Annotated in this window: 10 protein-coding genes, 2 tRNA genes and 1 pseudogene; 10 read left to right on the forward strand and 3 right to left on the reverse strand. The window is 34.6% G+C overall.

All coding sequences use genetic code 11. The features are described 5' to 3' along the window. Nucleotides 1–36 precede the first annotated feature (36 nt). The 7 genes and pseudogenes from MG290_RS12720 to MG290_RS12750 all read left to right on the forward strand — a co-directional run. Nucleotides 37–6,732 carry an MG2 domain-containing protein gene (locus tag MG290_RS12720; protein WP_264561630.1) on the forward strand — a complete coding sequence of 2,232 codons (6,696 nt, stop codon included), beginning with the start codon at nucleotides 37–39 and terminating at the stop codon, nucleotides 6,730–6,732. A 66-nt stretch (nucleotides 6,733–6,798) separates the two neighbouring features. Then, entirely contained in the window at nucleotides 6,799–7,362 is a 564-nt protein-coding gene (locus MG290_RS12725; protein WP_264561631.1) for a hypothetical protein, read from the forward strand. Nucleotides 7,363–7,441: 79 nt separating this feature from the next. After that, entirely contained in the window at nucleotides 7,442–8,494 is a 1,053-nt protein-coding gene (locus tag MG290_RS12730) for a chorismate-binding protein (protein WP_264561632.1), read from the forward strand. 32 nt (nucleotides 8,495–8,526) lie between these two features. Continuing rightward, nucleotides 8,527–9,243 carry a bacillithiol biosynthesis deacetylase BshB1 gene (bshB1, locus tag MG290_RS12735; RefSeq protein ID WP_264561633.1) on the forward strand — a complete coding sequence of 239 codons (717 nt, stop codon included), beginning with the start codon at nucleotides 8,527–8,529 and terminating at the stop codon, nucleotides 9,241–9,243. Nucleotides 9,244–9,307: 64 nt separating this feature from the next. Beyond that, nucleotides 9,308–9,383 (forward strand) — tRNA-His (locus MG290_RS12740). A gap of 40 nt (nucleotides 9,384–9,423) precedes the next feature. Next, nucleotides 9,424–9,499, forward strand: a tRNA-His gene (locus MG290_RS12745). Nucleotides 9,500–9,581: 82 nt separating this feature from the next. Next, a pseudogene (locus MG290_RS12750) lies at nucleotides 9,582–9,794 on the forward strand (prolyl oligopeptidase family serine peptidase); the annotation flags it as partial. Nucleotides 9,795–9,865: 71 nt separating this feature from the next. On the opposite strand, the gene MG290_RS12755 reads toward MG290_RS12750, so the two are convergent. Then, a complete protein-coding gene (locus MG290_RS12755; RefSeq protein WP_264561634.1) occupies nucleotides 9,866–10,222 on the reverse strand; it encodes a helix-turn-helix domain-containing protein in 357 nt (118 codons plus the stop codon). Between the two features lie 12 nt (nucleotides 10,223–10,234). Then, the gene (locus tag MG290_RS12760; protein WP_264561635.1) at nucleotides 10,235–10,531 is read right to left on the reverse strand and encodes a type II toxin-antitoxin system HigB family toxin; all 297 of its coding nucleotides are present in this window, start codon (nucleotides 10,529–10,531) and stop codon (nucleotides 10,235–10,237) included. A gap of 202 nt (nucleotides 10,532–10,733) precedes the next feature. On the opposite strand from MG290_RS12760, the gene MG290_RS12765 reads away from it, so the two are divergent. The 3 genes from MG290_RS12765 (at nucleotide 10,734) to MG290_RS12775 (ending at nucleotide 16,474) form a co-directional block, all read left to right on the forward strand. Continuing rightward, a complete protein-coding gene (locus tag MG290_RS12765) occupies nucleotides 10,734–11,771 on the forward strand; it encodes a PLP-dependent cysteine synthase family protein (protein ID WP_264561636.1) in 1,038 nt (345 codons plus the stop codon). Nucleotides 11,772–11,948: 177 nt separating this feature from the next. Continuing rightward, nucleotides 11,949–12,824 (forward strand): ABC transporter ATP-binding protein, encoded by an 876-nt coding sequence (locus MG290_RS12770; RefSeq protein ID WP_264561637.1) that lies wholly within the window; start codon nucleotides 11,949–11,951, stop codon nucleotides 12,822–12,824. Then, complete coding sequence (locus MG290_RS12775; RefSeq protein ID WP_264561638.1) at nucleotides 12,824–16,474, forward strand: ABC transporter permease/M1 family aminopeptidase; 3,651 nt, start codon at nucleotides 12,824–12,826, stop codon at nucleotides 16,472–16,474. The genes MG290_RS12770 and MG290_RS12775 overlap by 1 nt, the downstream gene beginning before the upstream one ends. Nucleotides 16,475–16,525: 51 nt before the next feature. Here MG290_RS12775 and MG290_RS12780 read toward each other — a convergent pair whose 3' ends face one another. Further along, entirely contained in the window at nucleotides 16,526–17,074 is a 549-nt protein-coding gene (locus tag MG290_RS12780) for a ferritin (RefSeq protein WP_264561639.1), read from the reverse strand. Nucleotides 17,075–17,084: the final 10 nt, after the last annotated feature.

Raw genomic sequence — 17,084 nt, forward strand, 5'->3', positions numbered from 1 at the left:
ACGTATTTTAACAGCCTATTTTTATACAACACATTTATGAAATATTTTTTTACACTTCTGTCTTTTTTGTTCAGCACGTTTTTGTTTGCACAAGATTTTTCTAAATATTGGCAAAAAGTTCATGAATTAGAGAAAAAAGGAAGTTACAAAACTGCCTATGAAACGGTTCAGAATATCTACAAAAAAACGCATCGCAAAAAAAACGAAGCCGAAAAAACGAAAGCTTTTATTTATACTTTAAAGTTTAAAACCCAACTTGCAGAGGTTTCCACTCAAGATATTTTAAACGACATTACCTTAGAAATGAACACCAGCAAGGGTATTTATAAAGAAATAAATCGCTGGTATTATATTAAAACAATTGCTAACGAACTTAATAGTTCGTACAGATATTATCAAAATTCACACATAAAAAACACCACCGAAATACTTCCTGATGACATTGAAAAATGGTCTGCAGAACATTATAAACAAGTGTTGAACGAACAGATTGACTTATTGTTTCAAAATGAAAAATTGTTGAAAGAAACCAAGGTGCATCAAATAAAACCTTTGATTGATTATGATTTTATCGAAGCGAATTTAAACCAAACTGTTTTTGAGTTTTTTGCGCTAAATTTTATAACGGAATATGAAACTGCTTATTATAATTTACGTTTTGATGATGTAATGAAAATCAGTGATTTCTCGGATCAATTTAAATCAGCAAAAATCATTATAGAACCATCGAGTGATATTCGCGAATTATTTTCTAAAAAAAGCATCGAACTTTTTCAACAATTGGAAGATTTCTACACCAAAACAAACGACGATTTTAATTTAGATAAAGTTAAATTTCTACGGTTTACAAAGAATGCACAATACATTGAAAGCTTCGATCAAATGAATGATTTGGGTAAAAACCTGAAAACCGAATTCTATAAAAACCGATTCAAATTAGAACAAGCAACATTGTTTGTTCGCAGAGCGAATAAAAACGACCATAAAGATTATTATGAAAAAGCATTACAGTTAACAAACGAAATTAGAAATCAAACAACCAATAACGATGTTTTAGAGAATGCGGTTGCTTTAGAAAACACTGTAAAACAAGCTGCTTTTACTATTTCGTTGCTTAATGAGGTGTATGAAAACGAACCTGTAAAGTATCTCATAAATTATAAAAATCTGCCAAAGCTACACCTTGCTTATTACGATATTAAAAAATTTCCCAAACAAATAAACGATAGTATTTATAAGGTTATTACTACCACGCATCAACCTGTGGCAACAATGACTATTGATTTGCCGGTAAGCGAAAAATATTTTAGTACATCAACCGAAATTTTAGGTAAACAACTCCCGTTAGGCAATTACTTATTAGTGGCTTATCAAAATGAAAACGATTTAACCATTCCTCAAAACGTGCAATACAACACGTTCAAAGTTACCAACGTAATGGTTTTTAATAAAAGTATTTCTAATAGCCACACATATGTGTCCAAAAAAGAAAATGATGAAGTTCTTTTTTACTTTGTGCATCCTAATACCGGTAAACCGTATCCAAACGCTGCGGTGACCATAAATGCACAACGTTTCACAACCAATGAAAACGGAACGGTTTTATTTACAAAAACTGAAAATACCACAAGAGATTTCCATGTTCAGGTTTTTCTTGCTAACGAAACCTATCAAACAACGGTTTATGAAGATTGGAATAAGCAATATGTTTCTCATTACGCCAATCGAAGTCGTGAATATGTTGAAGCATTGTTTTATACCGATCGATCTATTTATCGCCCAGGGCAAGAGGTGCAATTCAAAGGGATTTTGTATCAAACCAAAGAAAGTGGTAATGAAGTGGTTAAAAACAAATCGGTTCAATTGATAATAAGTGATGACAATGGCGATGAGCTGGAAACCAGAACCGTTACCACAAACGATATGGGCTCGTTTAGTGGAACTTTTACATTGCCTAAAAATATTTTGACCGGCGATTTTGAGATTGATATAGAAGAATTAGACGACTATACAGGTACTGAAGAAGAACGTTTTTGGGACGATAATAGTTTAAACAGTAAATATTTAACTTTCAAAGTAGAAGAATACAAACGCCCCACATTTGATGTGCAGGTTGATGAAATCAAGAAAAACATTTATTTTAATGAAGAAATAGAATTGGTTGGTCGGGCAAAAAGTTTGGCGGGTGGCTCGGTTGCCAATGCGCAGGTCATTGTATCAATTAATGCAGGGGGCTATGAGTACCGCGATTATTTTGTAAAGAAAGATACCATACAAACCGATGCTTCGGGTGCTTTTAATTACAAATTTGTTATTCCATCGCAATCGAAAACCGATACCATTAAAAAAGAACACATAAAATTTTCTGTAGATTATCATTTTGAAGTCACCGACAACGCAGGCGAAGTTCGCGGAAATCGTGGGAACTTTTTTGTGGCTAACTATGCAACACGCATTGCCGTTTACGGAAAAAATAATGTAGCAACCACCGAAAAAATTAATTTGAATATAACTTCATTCACTCAAAACGGTGATGATGTATCGGTAAACGGAACCGTTAAAATCTTTAAAACCTTACCTCCAAATCGTTTTTACATGCAACGTTCGTGGCAAGTACCTGAAATGAATTCAATAAATGAAGAAACCTTTCGTGCACTATTTCCTTATGAAGCCTATAATGAAGCAGATCAGAAATTTACCAACGAAGAATTGGTTTATCAAGGAAATTACACCACACAAAAAGATAAAAAATTCATTCACGATATCACCAATTGGCAAACAGGCTCCTATAAAGTTGTTTTTGAAATCATTGATGAAAAATCGAAGTTGCCTTTAACCACTACCACTACTATCGAAATAAAAAATGCCAACGAAAAATTAGCATCCAACGAAGCTTTTAAGGTAACAACACATCAAACATCATCGGCTAAAGAATTGGTTTTGCAAGTACACACGGCTTATGAACATACCACACTTTATGTAGAAATTCTTGATACCGATGCAAAGCTAAAAACCAAAGTATTCCCAATTGCAAAAGGCACACAAATACTGAAAATTCCGTTGGCAAACAGTAACGAAAACGCCAAAATAGCTTATCAATGGTACTTTGCAAAAGAGCATTTAATGTTTAATGGCGAAGAAAGTTATATCATTCCACAACAACAAAAAACAACCGAAAATTTTGTTGCTCAATGGGAAGTTTGGAACAACAAATTAATTCCGGGTAATGAATATCAGTGGAAATTAAAATTACTATCTGAACAAAGCAAAAAACCACTACAAGGCGAGTTTTTAGCCAGTATGTATGATGCTTCTTTGGATATGTTGCACAGTAGAAATTGGGACACGTATGTAAAGCTTTTTGAAAAATCAATTTCTGTAAATTTTGGTAAAATCAATACAAACCGATTGGTTACGAACAATTTTTATGGCTTGCAAACCGATTTTTATTACACGCAATCTTTCTATAATAACCAGTTCAATTATTTTGGCTACAGCTTTAGCGATTGGATGGATACGAACTATTTAGAAGAGTTGCCTACTGATTATTTTAATGAAAAATGCAGTTATTATCAAATCGAAGTGCGCCATGCAATTACCCAGCAAACCATAAGCAATGCCCTTATTTACAATATAATAAATGCCAATGAATTCCATACAAACGCGGAAGGTTTTGGAAGAGTGTGGGGCGAAAAATCTCAACCAATAGCCATTACGGCCTTAGGTTTTAAACAAGCACGACTACAACTAAAAGAGCATTTTACAGTTGTTTATTTGGAACCAACCAACGAACCAATTACACAAGCGGTGATTGATGACTTTTCAAACCAAATCTATCAATTATACCGTTTAAACCTAATTTACAGCCATTTGAAAGTTGATGATTCCTATTCAAAAGAAAAAGAAATTAAATTTGTGGAAGAAGTATTAAAAAATCTTCCAGGAGTTTATTCTAATAATGAACTTTCAATAAATGTTTCTTTAGAAGAAAGTATTGATGGTGACTTTAAAGATTCGGGTAGTTTAATTGGTGGTGCTTTAAAAAGTAATAAGGGTTCAGGAAGTGGTGAAAGATTTACTGTCACATCAAAAACAGTTGAAGGTCGTCCAAATGCTAGTTTCATACAAACATTGCAAGGACAAGTCCCCGGTTTAAATATTTCTACTGGTACAGGACAACCAGGAGCAACAGATAAAATAACACTCCGCGGCATTGGCTCTGTTAACGATAATTCCAACAAACCTTTGGTTATTTTAGACGGCGTTCCTGTAAGTAGTGAACAATTAAGTTTAATGCAAAGCGATATTTATGACGTAACTGTTCTAAAAGATGCGGGAGCAACGGCTATTTACGGCAATCGGGGTGCAAATGGTGTAATTGTCATAACCACCAAAAAAGCACAAGAAGCTGCAGCTCACTTAGAAGTTCCTTTGCGCAAAAATTTAAGCGAAACGGCCTTTTTCTATCCTCATTTAAAAACCGATAAAAACGGCAGTTTAGAAATTACCTTCAAAGCTCCAGAAGCTTTAACCGAATGGAAATTTAGAGGTGTGGCACACAACAAAAAAGCAGAAACAATTTATACAGAACTGCTTACTCGCACTCAAAAAGATGTAATGGTACAACCTAATATGCTGCGTTTTGTACGTGAAACCGATGTGGTTGTTCTAAAAGCTCGTGTAAGCAACACCACCAGTTTACCCTTACAAGCAACTGCTTATTTGCGTTTGTTCAACACCATTACGGGTGAAGATTTAACGAATAAAATCATTAAAACCGATCAATTGGTTCCCGCAACCATCAACGGACTAAGTGCCAATACGGTAAGTTGGTCGGTTGAAATTCCTAAAGAAATAGAAGGTTTGCAATACCGTATATCTGTAAAAGCGGGAAATTTTACCGATGGAGAAGAAAGCGTTATCCCGGTATTAAGCAACCGCACATTGATTACCGAAACTGCACCTATTTGGCAATTGGGCATGCAAAATAAAGACTATAAACTGTATAATTTGCTAGGAAATGATTCAAAGACCTTAAAAAATCATCAATTTGTAGTGGAAGTTTCGCATAATGCTACTTGGTTAGCCATGCAGTCATTGCCTTATTTGTTTGATTATCAACACAATTGCAACGAGCAAATTTTTGCGAAATACTTTGCAGATGTTTTAGCCACAAAAGTTTTAAACGAAAACGAATCGATGGTTCAATTGATTGCGGAATGGAGGAAAAATCCTACATCGAAATTGGAAGAAAATGAAGATTTGAAAAACGTATTGCTTCAAGAAACTCCGTGGATGAAAGATTTGATTTCAAACGATGAGAAAAAAGCGCAATGGGCAGCCTATTTTGATACCAATCGATTGGAAAAAGAAGCCACCGAAATTGTAAAAACCTTAGGCGAGCGTCAAAATCCTTCGGGTGGTTTTGGATGGTTTTCGGGTGGATCTGAAAATGATTACATTACCCAACATATCTTGATTACAACAGCACAATTAGATAAATTGGGTGTAAAACATTTTCTTGCCACTGATGTGAAAAATATCGTGAACAAAGCCCAGCGATTTATCGATGTGAAAATGCAAGATCAACTTAAAAATTACAAAGAATTATCAAACCAAACTGCAATTGATTATGCTTTTGTGAAAAGTTATTATGCAAAAGATTTTCCAATACCTGCCGATGTATCCAAACAATTAGATCAAAACCTTAACAATCTAAAGAAAAATTGGGTGCATGAATCGCTTCAAAACAAAGCAAAAATAGCCTTAATTGCTCACAGAACAGGCGATACAACTTGGGCTAAAGAAATTTTAAATCAACTAAACGAAAGTGCGGTGATCGATGAAACCTATGGCATGTATTGGAAAGAAAACAGCAGTAAAAATTATTACTATTACAACGTAGCCGAAGTTCAGGCACTTATCATAGAGGCTTTTAAAGAGATTGAACAAAACGAAACAGCTATTCAAAAGTTAAATGCGTGGTTGCTCAGTCAAAAATTAAACAAAGATTGGGGCACCACCAAAGCAACCACAGCTGCCATTTATGCCTTGTTGTTATCAAATTCAAATGAAGCAGCAAAAACAGACAAAGCAATTGTCACTTTAGGAAATCAAACCATAAAAACCAACGAAACCGCTACAAATCAGTCGGATGATTTGTTGAGCTACCAAAATTATCAATGGAAAGCCGAGGAAATAACGAATGATTTTGGAGCTGTATCCATCAAAAACAAAAGCGAAAAACCAGTTTTTGGAGGCATCTATTGGCAATATTTTGAAGATTTGAGCGCCGTGAAAGAAGCAAACAACGGAATTTTAAAAATTTCTAGAAAATTTTATATAGAAAATTTGGACAACAAATTACTGGAAATTTCAAGCGAAACCAAACTACATTTAGGCCAAAAAGTAATTATTCGATTAGAAATTACTGCCGAAAAAGACATGGAATTTGTACATATTAAAGATGTACGGGCAGCAACTTTTGAACCGATCGATGTACTTTCGGGCTACAAATATGAAAACAATTTGCGCTTTTACCAATCCACACGCGATGCTGCCTCGCATTTCTTCATTGATTATTTAAGAAAAGGCAAATATGTGATTGATTATGACGTGCGATTGAACAACCAAGGAAATTTCACCAGCGGTATTTCAACCATTCAAAGCATGTATGCACCCGAACACACAGCTCACACAGCAGGGCAAACTATAAAAGTTGATGAAATGTAGCGCATGTAAAGCCAAGATTAACTATCTTTGAAACATTATTCTAAAAATACATTTGAACATTATTTAATGACAATAACAGGTACTATTAACCAGGTTTCACCTAGGTTTTACTATAAAGAAGGTAAAAAAATCAACTATTATGAATTATTGGTTTCCTATAATTTTTATAATGGTGTGAACGAAATTTTATTGCTTGCAAAAGATTTTGACAAACGCGATTTAATTGATAAAGAACAGTTGTTTGTTTTTGAATTTGACATAGCAAGCAAATACGTGAACGAAAAGTTAATGACCGATTTTTACTTGCAATCGTATAAAAAAGTAAATAACCAAACCGAAAACCCTTTAATTGTGATTCGTACCTATTTTGAAAAATCGGGATTCGAAGTTTTAAAGAAGCAAGAAGTTAAAAAACGCGTCAAAGTGTTTGGTAAGTTCACATCCATCCACAGAAATCAGCCGCCTTTGTTTTGCTATTTTTGGGAAGACAATCATTTTTTGGTAGATATAAACAAAGTATCTAAAATACAATTAAATTGCCGCAGCTTACCCTACAAAGACAAATTCATAAGCAATGTAGAAGTTTGGCGCACCATGGAAAACGATAATTTCATAGGAAGTATTTTATAACGAAAGCCAGCTAATAAGCTGGTTTTTTGTTGATAACTCCAATTGCATCTGTATCAATCAATAAAAACCTATATGTAATATGAATGATTTGTTTCAAAAAGCACTTGCCGCAAGCACCCCTTTTGTGCTGTACCGAAAACCAAATACTTCACAGATAGTTGGCTGGTTTCAAAAAAATAAAGTCCTAAACACCACAACCGAACTCACAAAAAGCTGTTTTGTATTTGCACCTTTTCATGAAAATGAAAAAATAGTTTTTTATCCGGAAGATTGCGATATCACTCATGAATTTATCGATTTTTCTGTGGAATTTTCACAAGATATCCCTGCGCAAACCAATAGCGTTGAAAAAGAAAAACATCTACTTTTGGTAAACAAAGGCATTCAAGCTATTCACGATGGCTTAATGGAAAAAGTGGTTCTTTCGCGAAAAGAAACCGTTACAATTGAACAAGATAAATATCCGATTTATTTTCAAAGACTTATAAAAAAATATCCCACAGCTTTTGTATATTGGTTTTACCACCCCAATGTGGGCATGTGGATGGGAGCAACACCCGAGCAATTGGTAAAAATCAACAACAATGTAGTACAAACAGTTTCGCTGGCAGGTACTATTAACCAGCCAAATGCCGATTTAAAAAACATTATTTGGGGAAAAAAAGAACAAAACGAACAGCAAGTTGTCACCGATTTTATAATGAATGCTTTAAAACCGTTAAGTGATAATTTGCAGGCCACCACACCGTACTCTTACCAAGCTGGTTCATTGGTACATATTAAAACCGATATCACAGCGGTCTTGAAAAATACTCAAGATGCGTATAAAGCAGTAGAAGCATTGCATCCAACTCCGGCACTGTGTGGGTTTCCCAAAAAAGAAGCAAAAAAATTTATCATCGAAAACGAAGGTTATAACCGAGAATTCTATGGTGGATATTTAGGTGAATGGAAATTTAATAATCTAGATTATTCCACAAAGAGCGATCTCTTTGTAAATTTGCGATGCATGAAAATAGATAATAACCAAGCATATTTATTTTTGGGTGGCGGTATCAATAAAGACAGCATACCCAAGAACGAGTATGAAGAAACGGTAAATAAAAGCAAAACCATAAAAAGTGTTTTGTAGATAGGTTTTATAATTTTACAGTAAGAAAAAAAATGAAATTAGATATATTGGCTTTTGGTGCACATCCTGATGATGTGGAATTGGGTTGCGGTGGAACCATTGCAAAAGAAGTATCCTTAGGGAAAAAAGTAGGTATTATTGATCTAACCCAAGGGGAATTAGGCACGCGTGGCTCGGCGGAAATCAGAGCAAAAGAAGCGGCAAAAGCATCAACTATTTTAGGAGTAACATTTCGCGAAAATCTAAAGTTTAAAGATGGCTTTTTTATAAACGATGAGGCACATCAATTAGAAATCATAAAAAAAATACGTCAATACCAACCCGAAATTGTGATTTGCAATGCAATTGATGACCGCCATATTGACCACGGAAAAGGAAGTAAATTGGTTTCAGATGCCTGTTTTTTATCGGGATTAAGACGCATTGAAACTTCATTGAACGGAGTTATTCAAACCGAATGGCGACCAAAATTGGTGTACCACTACATACAATGGAAAAATATTGAACCCGATTTTGTAGTAGATATTTCCCAATTTATGCAACACAAAATAGATGCAGTAATGGCATATAGTACGCAATTTTATGATCCCGATTCTAAAGAACCGCTTTCGCCTATTGCTACAAAAAACTTTACAGAAAGTATCGAATACCGCGCAAAAGACTTGGGAAGATTGGTTTTTGTTGATTACGCAGAAGGCTTTACAGTAGAGAGATATGTGGCTGTCAACGCCTTAACAGATTTGAAATAAAAAAACAAAAAAATGTTTGCGAAGCATTGAAATATCTGTATATTTGCAGTCGTAAAATAAATACGGTGATTGTAGCTCAGTTGGTTAGAGCGTTGGATTGTGGTTCCAAAGGTCGCGGGTTCGAGACCCGTCTTTCACCCAAAAAGTTCAGAGTTGACTTTTAAAATAAAACTCCTACACGGTGATTGTAGCTCAGTTGGTTAGAGCGTTGGATTGTGGTTCCAAAGGTCGCGGGTTCGAGACCCGTCTTTCACCCTTAACGAGTCATTTTTTAAATGGCTCGTTTTTTTATTTGGCGGATTCAAGTTTTAAATGCAACCGTATAAAAAAAGAGGGAACTTTCCACAGGTTTTCACGATTCACAAGTGCAATATTGGAAATCTGCAAAATGGATTGCCCAACTGCGAACGCTGCGAACCAACAAAAAATTATTGTTTTTAGATACCAATATGGATGCCCGTCACGGCGGTGCATCGGGTGGTTTTGAAGCTTTAAAAGAAGTGGCTAAAGAATTTGCCTTTTTGTTAGATTTGGAGGGAATTAAAAAGTAACATTCATTTCAATTTATAGAAAAACCCTTTCGAATTTTAAAATCTGAAAGGGTTTATTTATTATTTTAGAATTAATATTCTTCAATCAGTAAAGAAGGAGAAAGATTTAGTTTTACAGTTAAATTACGAATCATTTTAACAGTAAGTTTTCTTTTTCTGTTCAATATTTCAGACACTTTACTTTTTCCGCCTATCACATCAATCAAATCTGTTTGTTTCAACTGCATTTCCTCCATTCTTATTTTTATAGCTTCAATTGGGTCGGGAGCTGTTATCGGGAAGTTTTTCTTTTCATATTCATCTATCAATACAGCAAGAATATCTGCCTCGTCACTTTCTAGTGTGCCGGCTTTTGCATCAAAAAGAACTTCTAATCTTGACAATGCTTCTATATAATCTGCTTTTGTTTTTATAGGTTTTATATTCATAGTTTAAATCTTTTAAATGGTGTTTGCATCAATTTTATCATATTCTGTATGTGTTCCAATAAAACGAATGAAAACCCATTGTTTTTCAAAATTAAATTTAGCAATCAATCGGTAACTATTTCCTTTAATGTTAAATACAATTCTGTTGTTTTTTAGAATACTTGCATTCACATACGTTTGTTTCACTTCATTTGGATTGTTCCAGACAGAATTTTTTACAGTGTCATACCATGTTTTTAAATACTGTTCTGAATCTGAATGTTTTTCCCAAAAATCTGGCAGTGTACTTTTCGCAAAAATTCTTTCCATTGATCTTAAATCTTATACGAATATACAATAAGTTCCCAAATATAGAACTTTTGTTATTTTTTTATGTGGCAGAAAACCACAAGTAAAGCATTGAATTAACGAAAGTTTTTACATTATGCCTTTTGATTTTCAACATTAAATAAAAAAATAGTACTTTTGCACGGTGAAATGGCGATGATAAAAATCGCTAAAAACAAAAAAAATGAAAGAAGAGATCCAGGCGCATGAGCATATTTTAGATTTTATAGGCAATACACCGCTTATTAAGTTAAAAAAAATATCTCAAGGTTTAAAAGGAAACTTTTTTGCTAAAGTTGAAGCTTTTAATCCGGGGCACTCATCAAAAGACCGTATTGCTTTACATATTGTTGAAGAAGCAGAACGCAAAGGTATTTTAAAACCGGGCAGTATTATTGTTGAAACAACATCAGGCAACACCGGTTTCAGCATTGCAATGGTCAGTATTATTAAAGGATACGAATGTATTTTGGCGGTATCGTCTAAATCGTCAAAAGATAAAATTGATATGTTGCAAGCAATGGGTGCCAAAGTATATGTGTGCCCGGCAAATGTTTCTGCAGACGACCCAAGATCGTATTACAGCGTAGCAAAACGCATTCATGAAGAAACGGCAGGTTCGGTTTATATCAATCAATATTTCAACGAGTTGAATATCGATGCTCATTATAAAACTACAGGTCCTGAAATCTGGAAACAAACCGCAGGAAAAATCACTCATTTGGTGGCTTGTTCGGGTACAGGCGGAACGATCTCGGGAACAGCGAAATTTTTAAAGGAACAAAACCCCAATATTCGCGTTTTGGGCGTGGATGCTTACGGTTCGGTTTTAAAGAAATTCCACGAAACGCATGAATTCGATCCTAAAGAAATTTATCCGTATCGAGTGGAAGGAATGGGAAAAAATTTAATTCCTACCGCAACCGATTTTTCTGTAATTGATCAATTTATGAAAGTTACCGATGAAGATGCCGCACACACAGCTCGCGAAATATCTAAAACCGAAGGTATTTTTGTAGGATACACTTCGGGAGCGGCTTTTCAAGCTGTTCGTCAGTTCGATGCTGAAGGCGAATTTAACGCAAACAGCAATGTGGTGGTTATTTTTCCTGATCACGGATCGCGCTACATGAGTAAAATTTACAGTGACGACTGGATGCGCGAACAAGGTTTTTTTGACAATCAAAAAGTGGAAGAAAGCCAAATTGAATACGTTAAGTAAGAAATCAGAAAATAGATAAAAGAGGAAAGCGAAAGTTTTCCTTTTTTTTATTGCTTTACTTTAAAAACTTCTAACCAAAAACTTGGTGTTTTTTGTAACATTTAAGTAAATAGTTGTACTTACATTAAAATTCATTCTTAAAAAACTTCACATAGAAAAAATATAAAAAAATAGGTTATGAGTCTAAAAATTTCGGGGTTAACCAAAACCTACAAAAACGGCGTTAAAGCGTTAGATAATGTTAATTTAGAAATTGGCAAAGGTATGTTTGGTCTGCTTGGCCCAAACGGTGCTGGTAAATCATCGTTAATGCGTACCATTGCTAGTTTACAAAGCCCCACATCGGGTTCTATTATGTTTAACGAAATCAATGTTTTGGAAGATAAAAACAGCTTGCGCAAAGTTTTAGGTTATTTACCGCAGGAATTTGGTGTGTATCCAAACATGTCTGCAGAAACATTGTTAGATTATTTTGCCCAATTAAAAGGTATTACAAATAAAGCCGAACGTAAAAAAATCATTAACGAGGTGCTTACTTTAACCAATTTATACGATGTGCGCCACAAAAGCGTAAGCGGCTATTCGGGTGGTATGAAACAGCGTTTTGGTATTGCGCAACTGCTTTTAAACAATCCGCAATTAATTATTGTTGATGAACCTACTGCTGGATTGGATCCTGCTGAACGTCACCGTTTCTTAAATGTTTTGCGCGAAATTGGTGCCAACCACACCGTAATCTTTTCAACACACATTGTGGATGATGTGCGTGAATTATGTAACGAAATTGCCATTTTAAACGGTGGGAAAATTTTGTTTGAAGGAACACCAACAAGCGGAGAGGAAATGCTGAAAGGTAAAATTTGGGTGCGTATTATCAATCGTGCAGAATATGATGAATACAACCAAAAATACAACATTCTTTCATCAAACTTTAATCCGGATAACACCCTGAACATTCGTGTGTACAACGAGGCGCAACCCAACGAAACGTTTATAGAAGCACAACCTATTTTAGAAGACGTTTATTTTGTTTCATTAAAAAATGATATCTAATGTTAGGAACTATTTTTAAATTCGAAACAAAACGCTGGTTTAAAAACTGGCAGTTTTATTTGTATTTCATACTCTTTTTTGCCCTATCGTTTGGGTTAATGGCTGGTGCTTCGGGATATTTTGATGCGTTTACAGTAACCACATCTTCCAACACCTACGTTAATTCACCTATTGCCATAAATAGTATTATGGGCGGAGTTGCTACTTTTATAAACTTTATCATCCCGGTGATAATTGGCTCCACCGTATATCGCGATTATAAATTCAACACCCACACGCTATTGTTTGCTTATCCTTTTAATAAGTTTCAATATTTAATGGGTAAATTTTTAAGTGGCTTTTTAATCACTTTTATCATCACCTTTTCTATTGGTTTTGGTTTTTTACTAGCCACTTCATTGCCTTTTGCAAACCCTGATTTGTTAGGACCGGTTAATCTATTGGCATATTTTCAAAGCTATTTAGTGTTTATAGTGCCCAATATTTTCTTTATGGGAGCTCTAATTTTTATGTTAACCACATTAACTAGAAATCAATATATTGGGATTATTTTTGTTATTATTTTGTTGATTGTTCCAAGCATCATAAGCAGCTTAACAGCTAAAGTTGATGATAAATTTGTAGCTTCACTTTTTGAACCATTTGGAAACCAAGCGCTGAGCTATGTTACAAAATATTGGACAATTGACGAGCAAAATACTTTACTAATTCCGTTAGATGATGTAATTATTTACAACCGTTTAATTTGGATTGGGGTTGGTATTTTGGCATTGGCGGTTACTTATTTCTCATTTAGCTTCTCGCATGCACCTATCACTTTGGGCAAAAAAAGAAAAGCAGAACGAGTTATAAAAAACAACTTTGGCAGTATTATTAAAATCAATCTTCCAAAAGTAGCGTACAATTATTCGTTTGCATCCAACCTAAAAACGGCTTTCCGCTTATCGAAATTTGAATTTTCAAGCATCGTTAAAAACTGGATTTTCATAATTTTAATGATCATCACTGTTCTTTTCATTGCCATATCTAGCCTGAATTTAGGTGAAATGTATGGCACCAACACCTATCCTGTTACTTGGAAAATAATTGAAATGATACGTGGGAATATTGGTTTTTTCTTATCCATTTTGATTTATCTTTTTGCAGGAATTTTACTAAACAACGCATTGTCTTCACGAATGAATTTATTGATTGATTCCACAGCAGTTCCAAATTGGAGTTTGCTTTTATCTAAATTCATAGCCTTAATAGGAATGGTTTGTGTAGTGTTCTTAGTTGGAATTTTAACAGGCATTTTAATCCAAGCTTATTTAGGATACTACAACTTCGAGTTGGGGCAATACATTGCCAATTTCTTTGGTTTTCAATTGATTGATTATGTAATATTAATTCTTTTAGCCCTTTTTATACAATCCTTTTTTAGAAATTATTTTGTAGGATTTTTCGTAATCTTTATAATTGTACAGTTTCTACCAATGGGATTAAGGAAGTTAGGAATTGAACAATCGGTATTCCATTTTAATTCAGATCCTGGTTACAGTTATTCAGACATGAATGGTTTTGGAATTGTACGTGATTATTTTTACTACAAGCTGTATTGGTTGCTTTTTGGTTTTATTTTATACGGATTAACCTTGCTTTTTTGGCGTCGTGGAATATTATCAACCGCAAAAGAACGCTTGCAATTATTTGTAAAACGCTTTAAAATGCCAATTGCAGTTCCGTTAATAATTACAACTTTAGCATTTGTTGTTTTGAGCTATGCGTTGTATTATCAGGCAGTAAAATTGGAACCTTATTATACTTCGCAAGAAATTGAAAAACAACGGGTTGATTTTGAAAAAAAATATAAAAAATACGAAAAACATGCCCAACCCCGCATTGTTGATGTAAAGGTTGATATGGATATTTTTCCAAATGAACGCAACTACAAAGCAGTAGTTCGCTATGTAATGGTGAATAAATCAAACAAGGTGATTGATTCGCTATTCATTAATTACGGTAAAAACTTTCAATCGATACAATTCAACAAAGATTATCAATTGGTGAAAAATGATACCGTGATGGACTTTGATATTTACCGATTGAATCAACCATTAAATCCGGGCGATTCCTTAAAAGTGGAAATGGTTGTACAAAATCAACCAAACACTTGGCTGAAAGACCGCTCGCCGATTATTGAAAATGGTACATTTATCAACAACAGTATTTTTCCTTCGTTTGGATACAATGAAGGTGTTGAAATTCAGGATAATGATGTGCGAAAAAAATACAATTTACCTCCGCGCGAACGTATGGCTGCTACCGATGATATGGAAGCACGCCAAAACACGTATATTTCAAACGAAGCCGATTGGATTACGTTTGAAACTACTGTGAGCACTGCAGGCGATCAAACGGCGATTGCTCCGGGATATCTTCAAAAACAATGGCAGAAAGACGGCAGAAACTATTTTCATTACAAAATGGATCAAAAAATGCTGAATTTCTATGCGTTTAATTCTGCAAGATATGAAGTTAAAAAAGAAAAATGGAACAACCTGAATCTGGAAATTTACTATCACAAAGGGCATGAATACAATTTAGACCGTATGATGGATGCCTTAAAAAAATCGTTGGCTTATTACAGCGAAAATTTTGGCGAATACCAGCACAAACAAGCGCGTATTATTGAATTTCCAAAAACCATGGGAACTTTTGCACAAGCTTTTGCGAACACCATGCCTTTTTCTGAAGCAATTGGATTTATTGCCAATGTGGATGAAGACGATCCCGAAGGTGTTGATTATCCGTTCTCGGTTGTGTCACACGAAATGGCACATCAATGGTGGGCGCATCAGGTGATTGGTGCCAATGTGAAAGGAGCCACTTTGCTTTCGGAATCTTTATCAGAATACAGTTCGTTAAAAGTTTTAGAGAAAGAATACGGAAAATTCCAAATGCGCAAATTTTTAAAAGAAGCATTAGATAGTTATTTACAAGGAAGAACTTGGGAATGGAAAGAAGAAAATCCGTTAATGTACAACGAAAACCAGCAATATATTCATTACAACAAAGGATCGTTGGTATTGTATGCCATGAGTGATTATTTGGGAGAAAAACGCTTCAATGATATATTAAAGGAATATGTGTCAAAAGTGAAATTCCAAGAAGCGCCCTATACCAATTCTATTGAATTTGTGAACCATTTGAAGGCGAACACACCTGCAAATTTACAGTATTTAATTACCGATATGTTTGAAACCATTACGCTGTATGACAATAAGGTGAATAAAGTTGAAGTAACGCCTTTAAAAAACGGCAAATATCAAGTTGATATTTCGTTTATTGTATCAAAATATCGAACAACACCAAAAGGTACACAAATTTATACCGATGCTAAAGGAAATACTTTAGTAGGAAAAGAGGGCGATAAAGAAATTAAATCGTATCCTTTAAATGATTATATCGAAGTGGGTGTTTTTGGCGAAAAAACCTTGAAGGGCAACCACGAATACGAAAATGAGCTTTACAACAAAAAGTACTTAATCAATAAAATAAATAACAAAGTACGCATCATTGTTGATAAAAAGCCAGTTGAAGTAGGCGTTGACCCTTACAACAAGTTAATCGATCGCGATTCAAATGACAACCGTAAAAACGCAAATTAACACAAAGAAAAAACAGAGCTTAACGGCTCTGTTTTTTTTATCTTCTTAATCTTACTGCAAAGGATTTACATCATCTGCAATAGGAAAATCTTGTTGGGTGTTTCCAATAGCCTTGTTCAACTCAAACTTGGCAGTATTGCTCATGTTTTCTCCGCCTGCAAGTTTCACTTTATCTAATAAATCCAACGCCAATTTCTCTTCTTCGCGTTGTTCAGCTACCAACCATTGCATGAAATTCCACGAAGCCCAATCCTCTTCATCCATGCTCATTTTAACCAATTTATAAATCGCTGTGGTGTTTTCAATTTCTTGTTTCAATACACTTTCAAAGCATTCTAAAACATTTTGCGGTTTAGGTTCAGGTTTTGCGATGGCATCAATAGTTACGGTTCCACCACGCTCTTGAATATATTCAATAATCTTAGCCATGTGAATACGCTCTTCCTGAGAATGCTTCATCATAAAATCTTTTACTCCATCAAGCTGATTTTCATCGGCCCAACACGCCAACATTAAATACATTTGCGCGGAATAGGCTTCCAATGTCACTTGATCGTTTAATGCTTTTTCTAAAGCCGGGGATATTCTTACTGTGTTCATATACATTTAT

The organism is Flavobacterium sp. CBA20B-1, from assembly GCF_028473145.1.
In the GTDB taxonomy this organism is placed as follows: Bacteria; Bacteroidota; Bacteroidia; order Flavobacteriales; family Flavobacteriaceae; genus Flavobacterium.

What these genes read in the sequence shown, in the direction of transcription:
- MG290_RS12720 (WP_264561630.1), top strand. Translation starts at nt 37, where the DNA reads ATGAAATATTTTTTTACACTTCTGTCTTTTTTGTTCAGCACGTTTTTG.
- MG290_RS12725 (WP_264561631.1), top strand. Translation starts at nt 6,799, where the DNA reads ATGACAATAACAGGTACTATTAACCAGGTTTCACCTAGGTTTTACTAT.
- MG290_RS12730 (WP_264561632.1), top strand. Translation starts at nt 7,442, where the DNA reads ATGAATGATTTGTTTCAAAAAGCACTTGCCGCAAGCACCCCTTTTGTG.
- bshB1 (WP_264561633.1), top strand. Translation starts at nt 8,527, where the DNA reads ATGAAATTAGATATATTGGCTTTTGGTGCACATCCTGATGATGTGGAA.
- MG290_RS12755 (WP_264561634.1), bottom strand. Translation starts at nt 10,222, where the DNA reads ATGAATATAAAACCTATAAAAACAAAAGCAGATTATATAGAAGCATTG.
- MG290_RS12760 (WP_264561635.1), bottom strand. Translation starts at nt 10,531, where the DNA reads ATGGAAAGAATTTTTGCGAAAAGTACACTGCCAGATTTTTGGGAAAAA.
- MG290_RS12765 (WP_264561636.1), top strand. Translation starts at nt 10,734, where the DNA reads ATGAAAGAAGAGATCCAGGCGCATGAGCATATTTTAGATTTTATAGGC.
- MG290_RS12770 (WP_264561637.1), top strand. Translation starts at nt 11,949, where the DNA reads ATGAGTCTAAAAATTTCGGGGTTAACCAAAACCTACAAAAACGGCGTT.
- MG290_RS12775 (WP_264561638.1), top strand. Translation starts at nt 12,824, where the DNA reads ATGTTAGGAACTATTTTTAAATTCGAAACAAAACGCTGGTTTAAAAAC.
- MG290_RS12780 (WP_264561639.1), bottom strand. Translation starts at nt 17,074, where the DNA reads ATGAACACAGTAAGAATATCCCCGGCTTTAGAAAAAGCATTAAACGAT.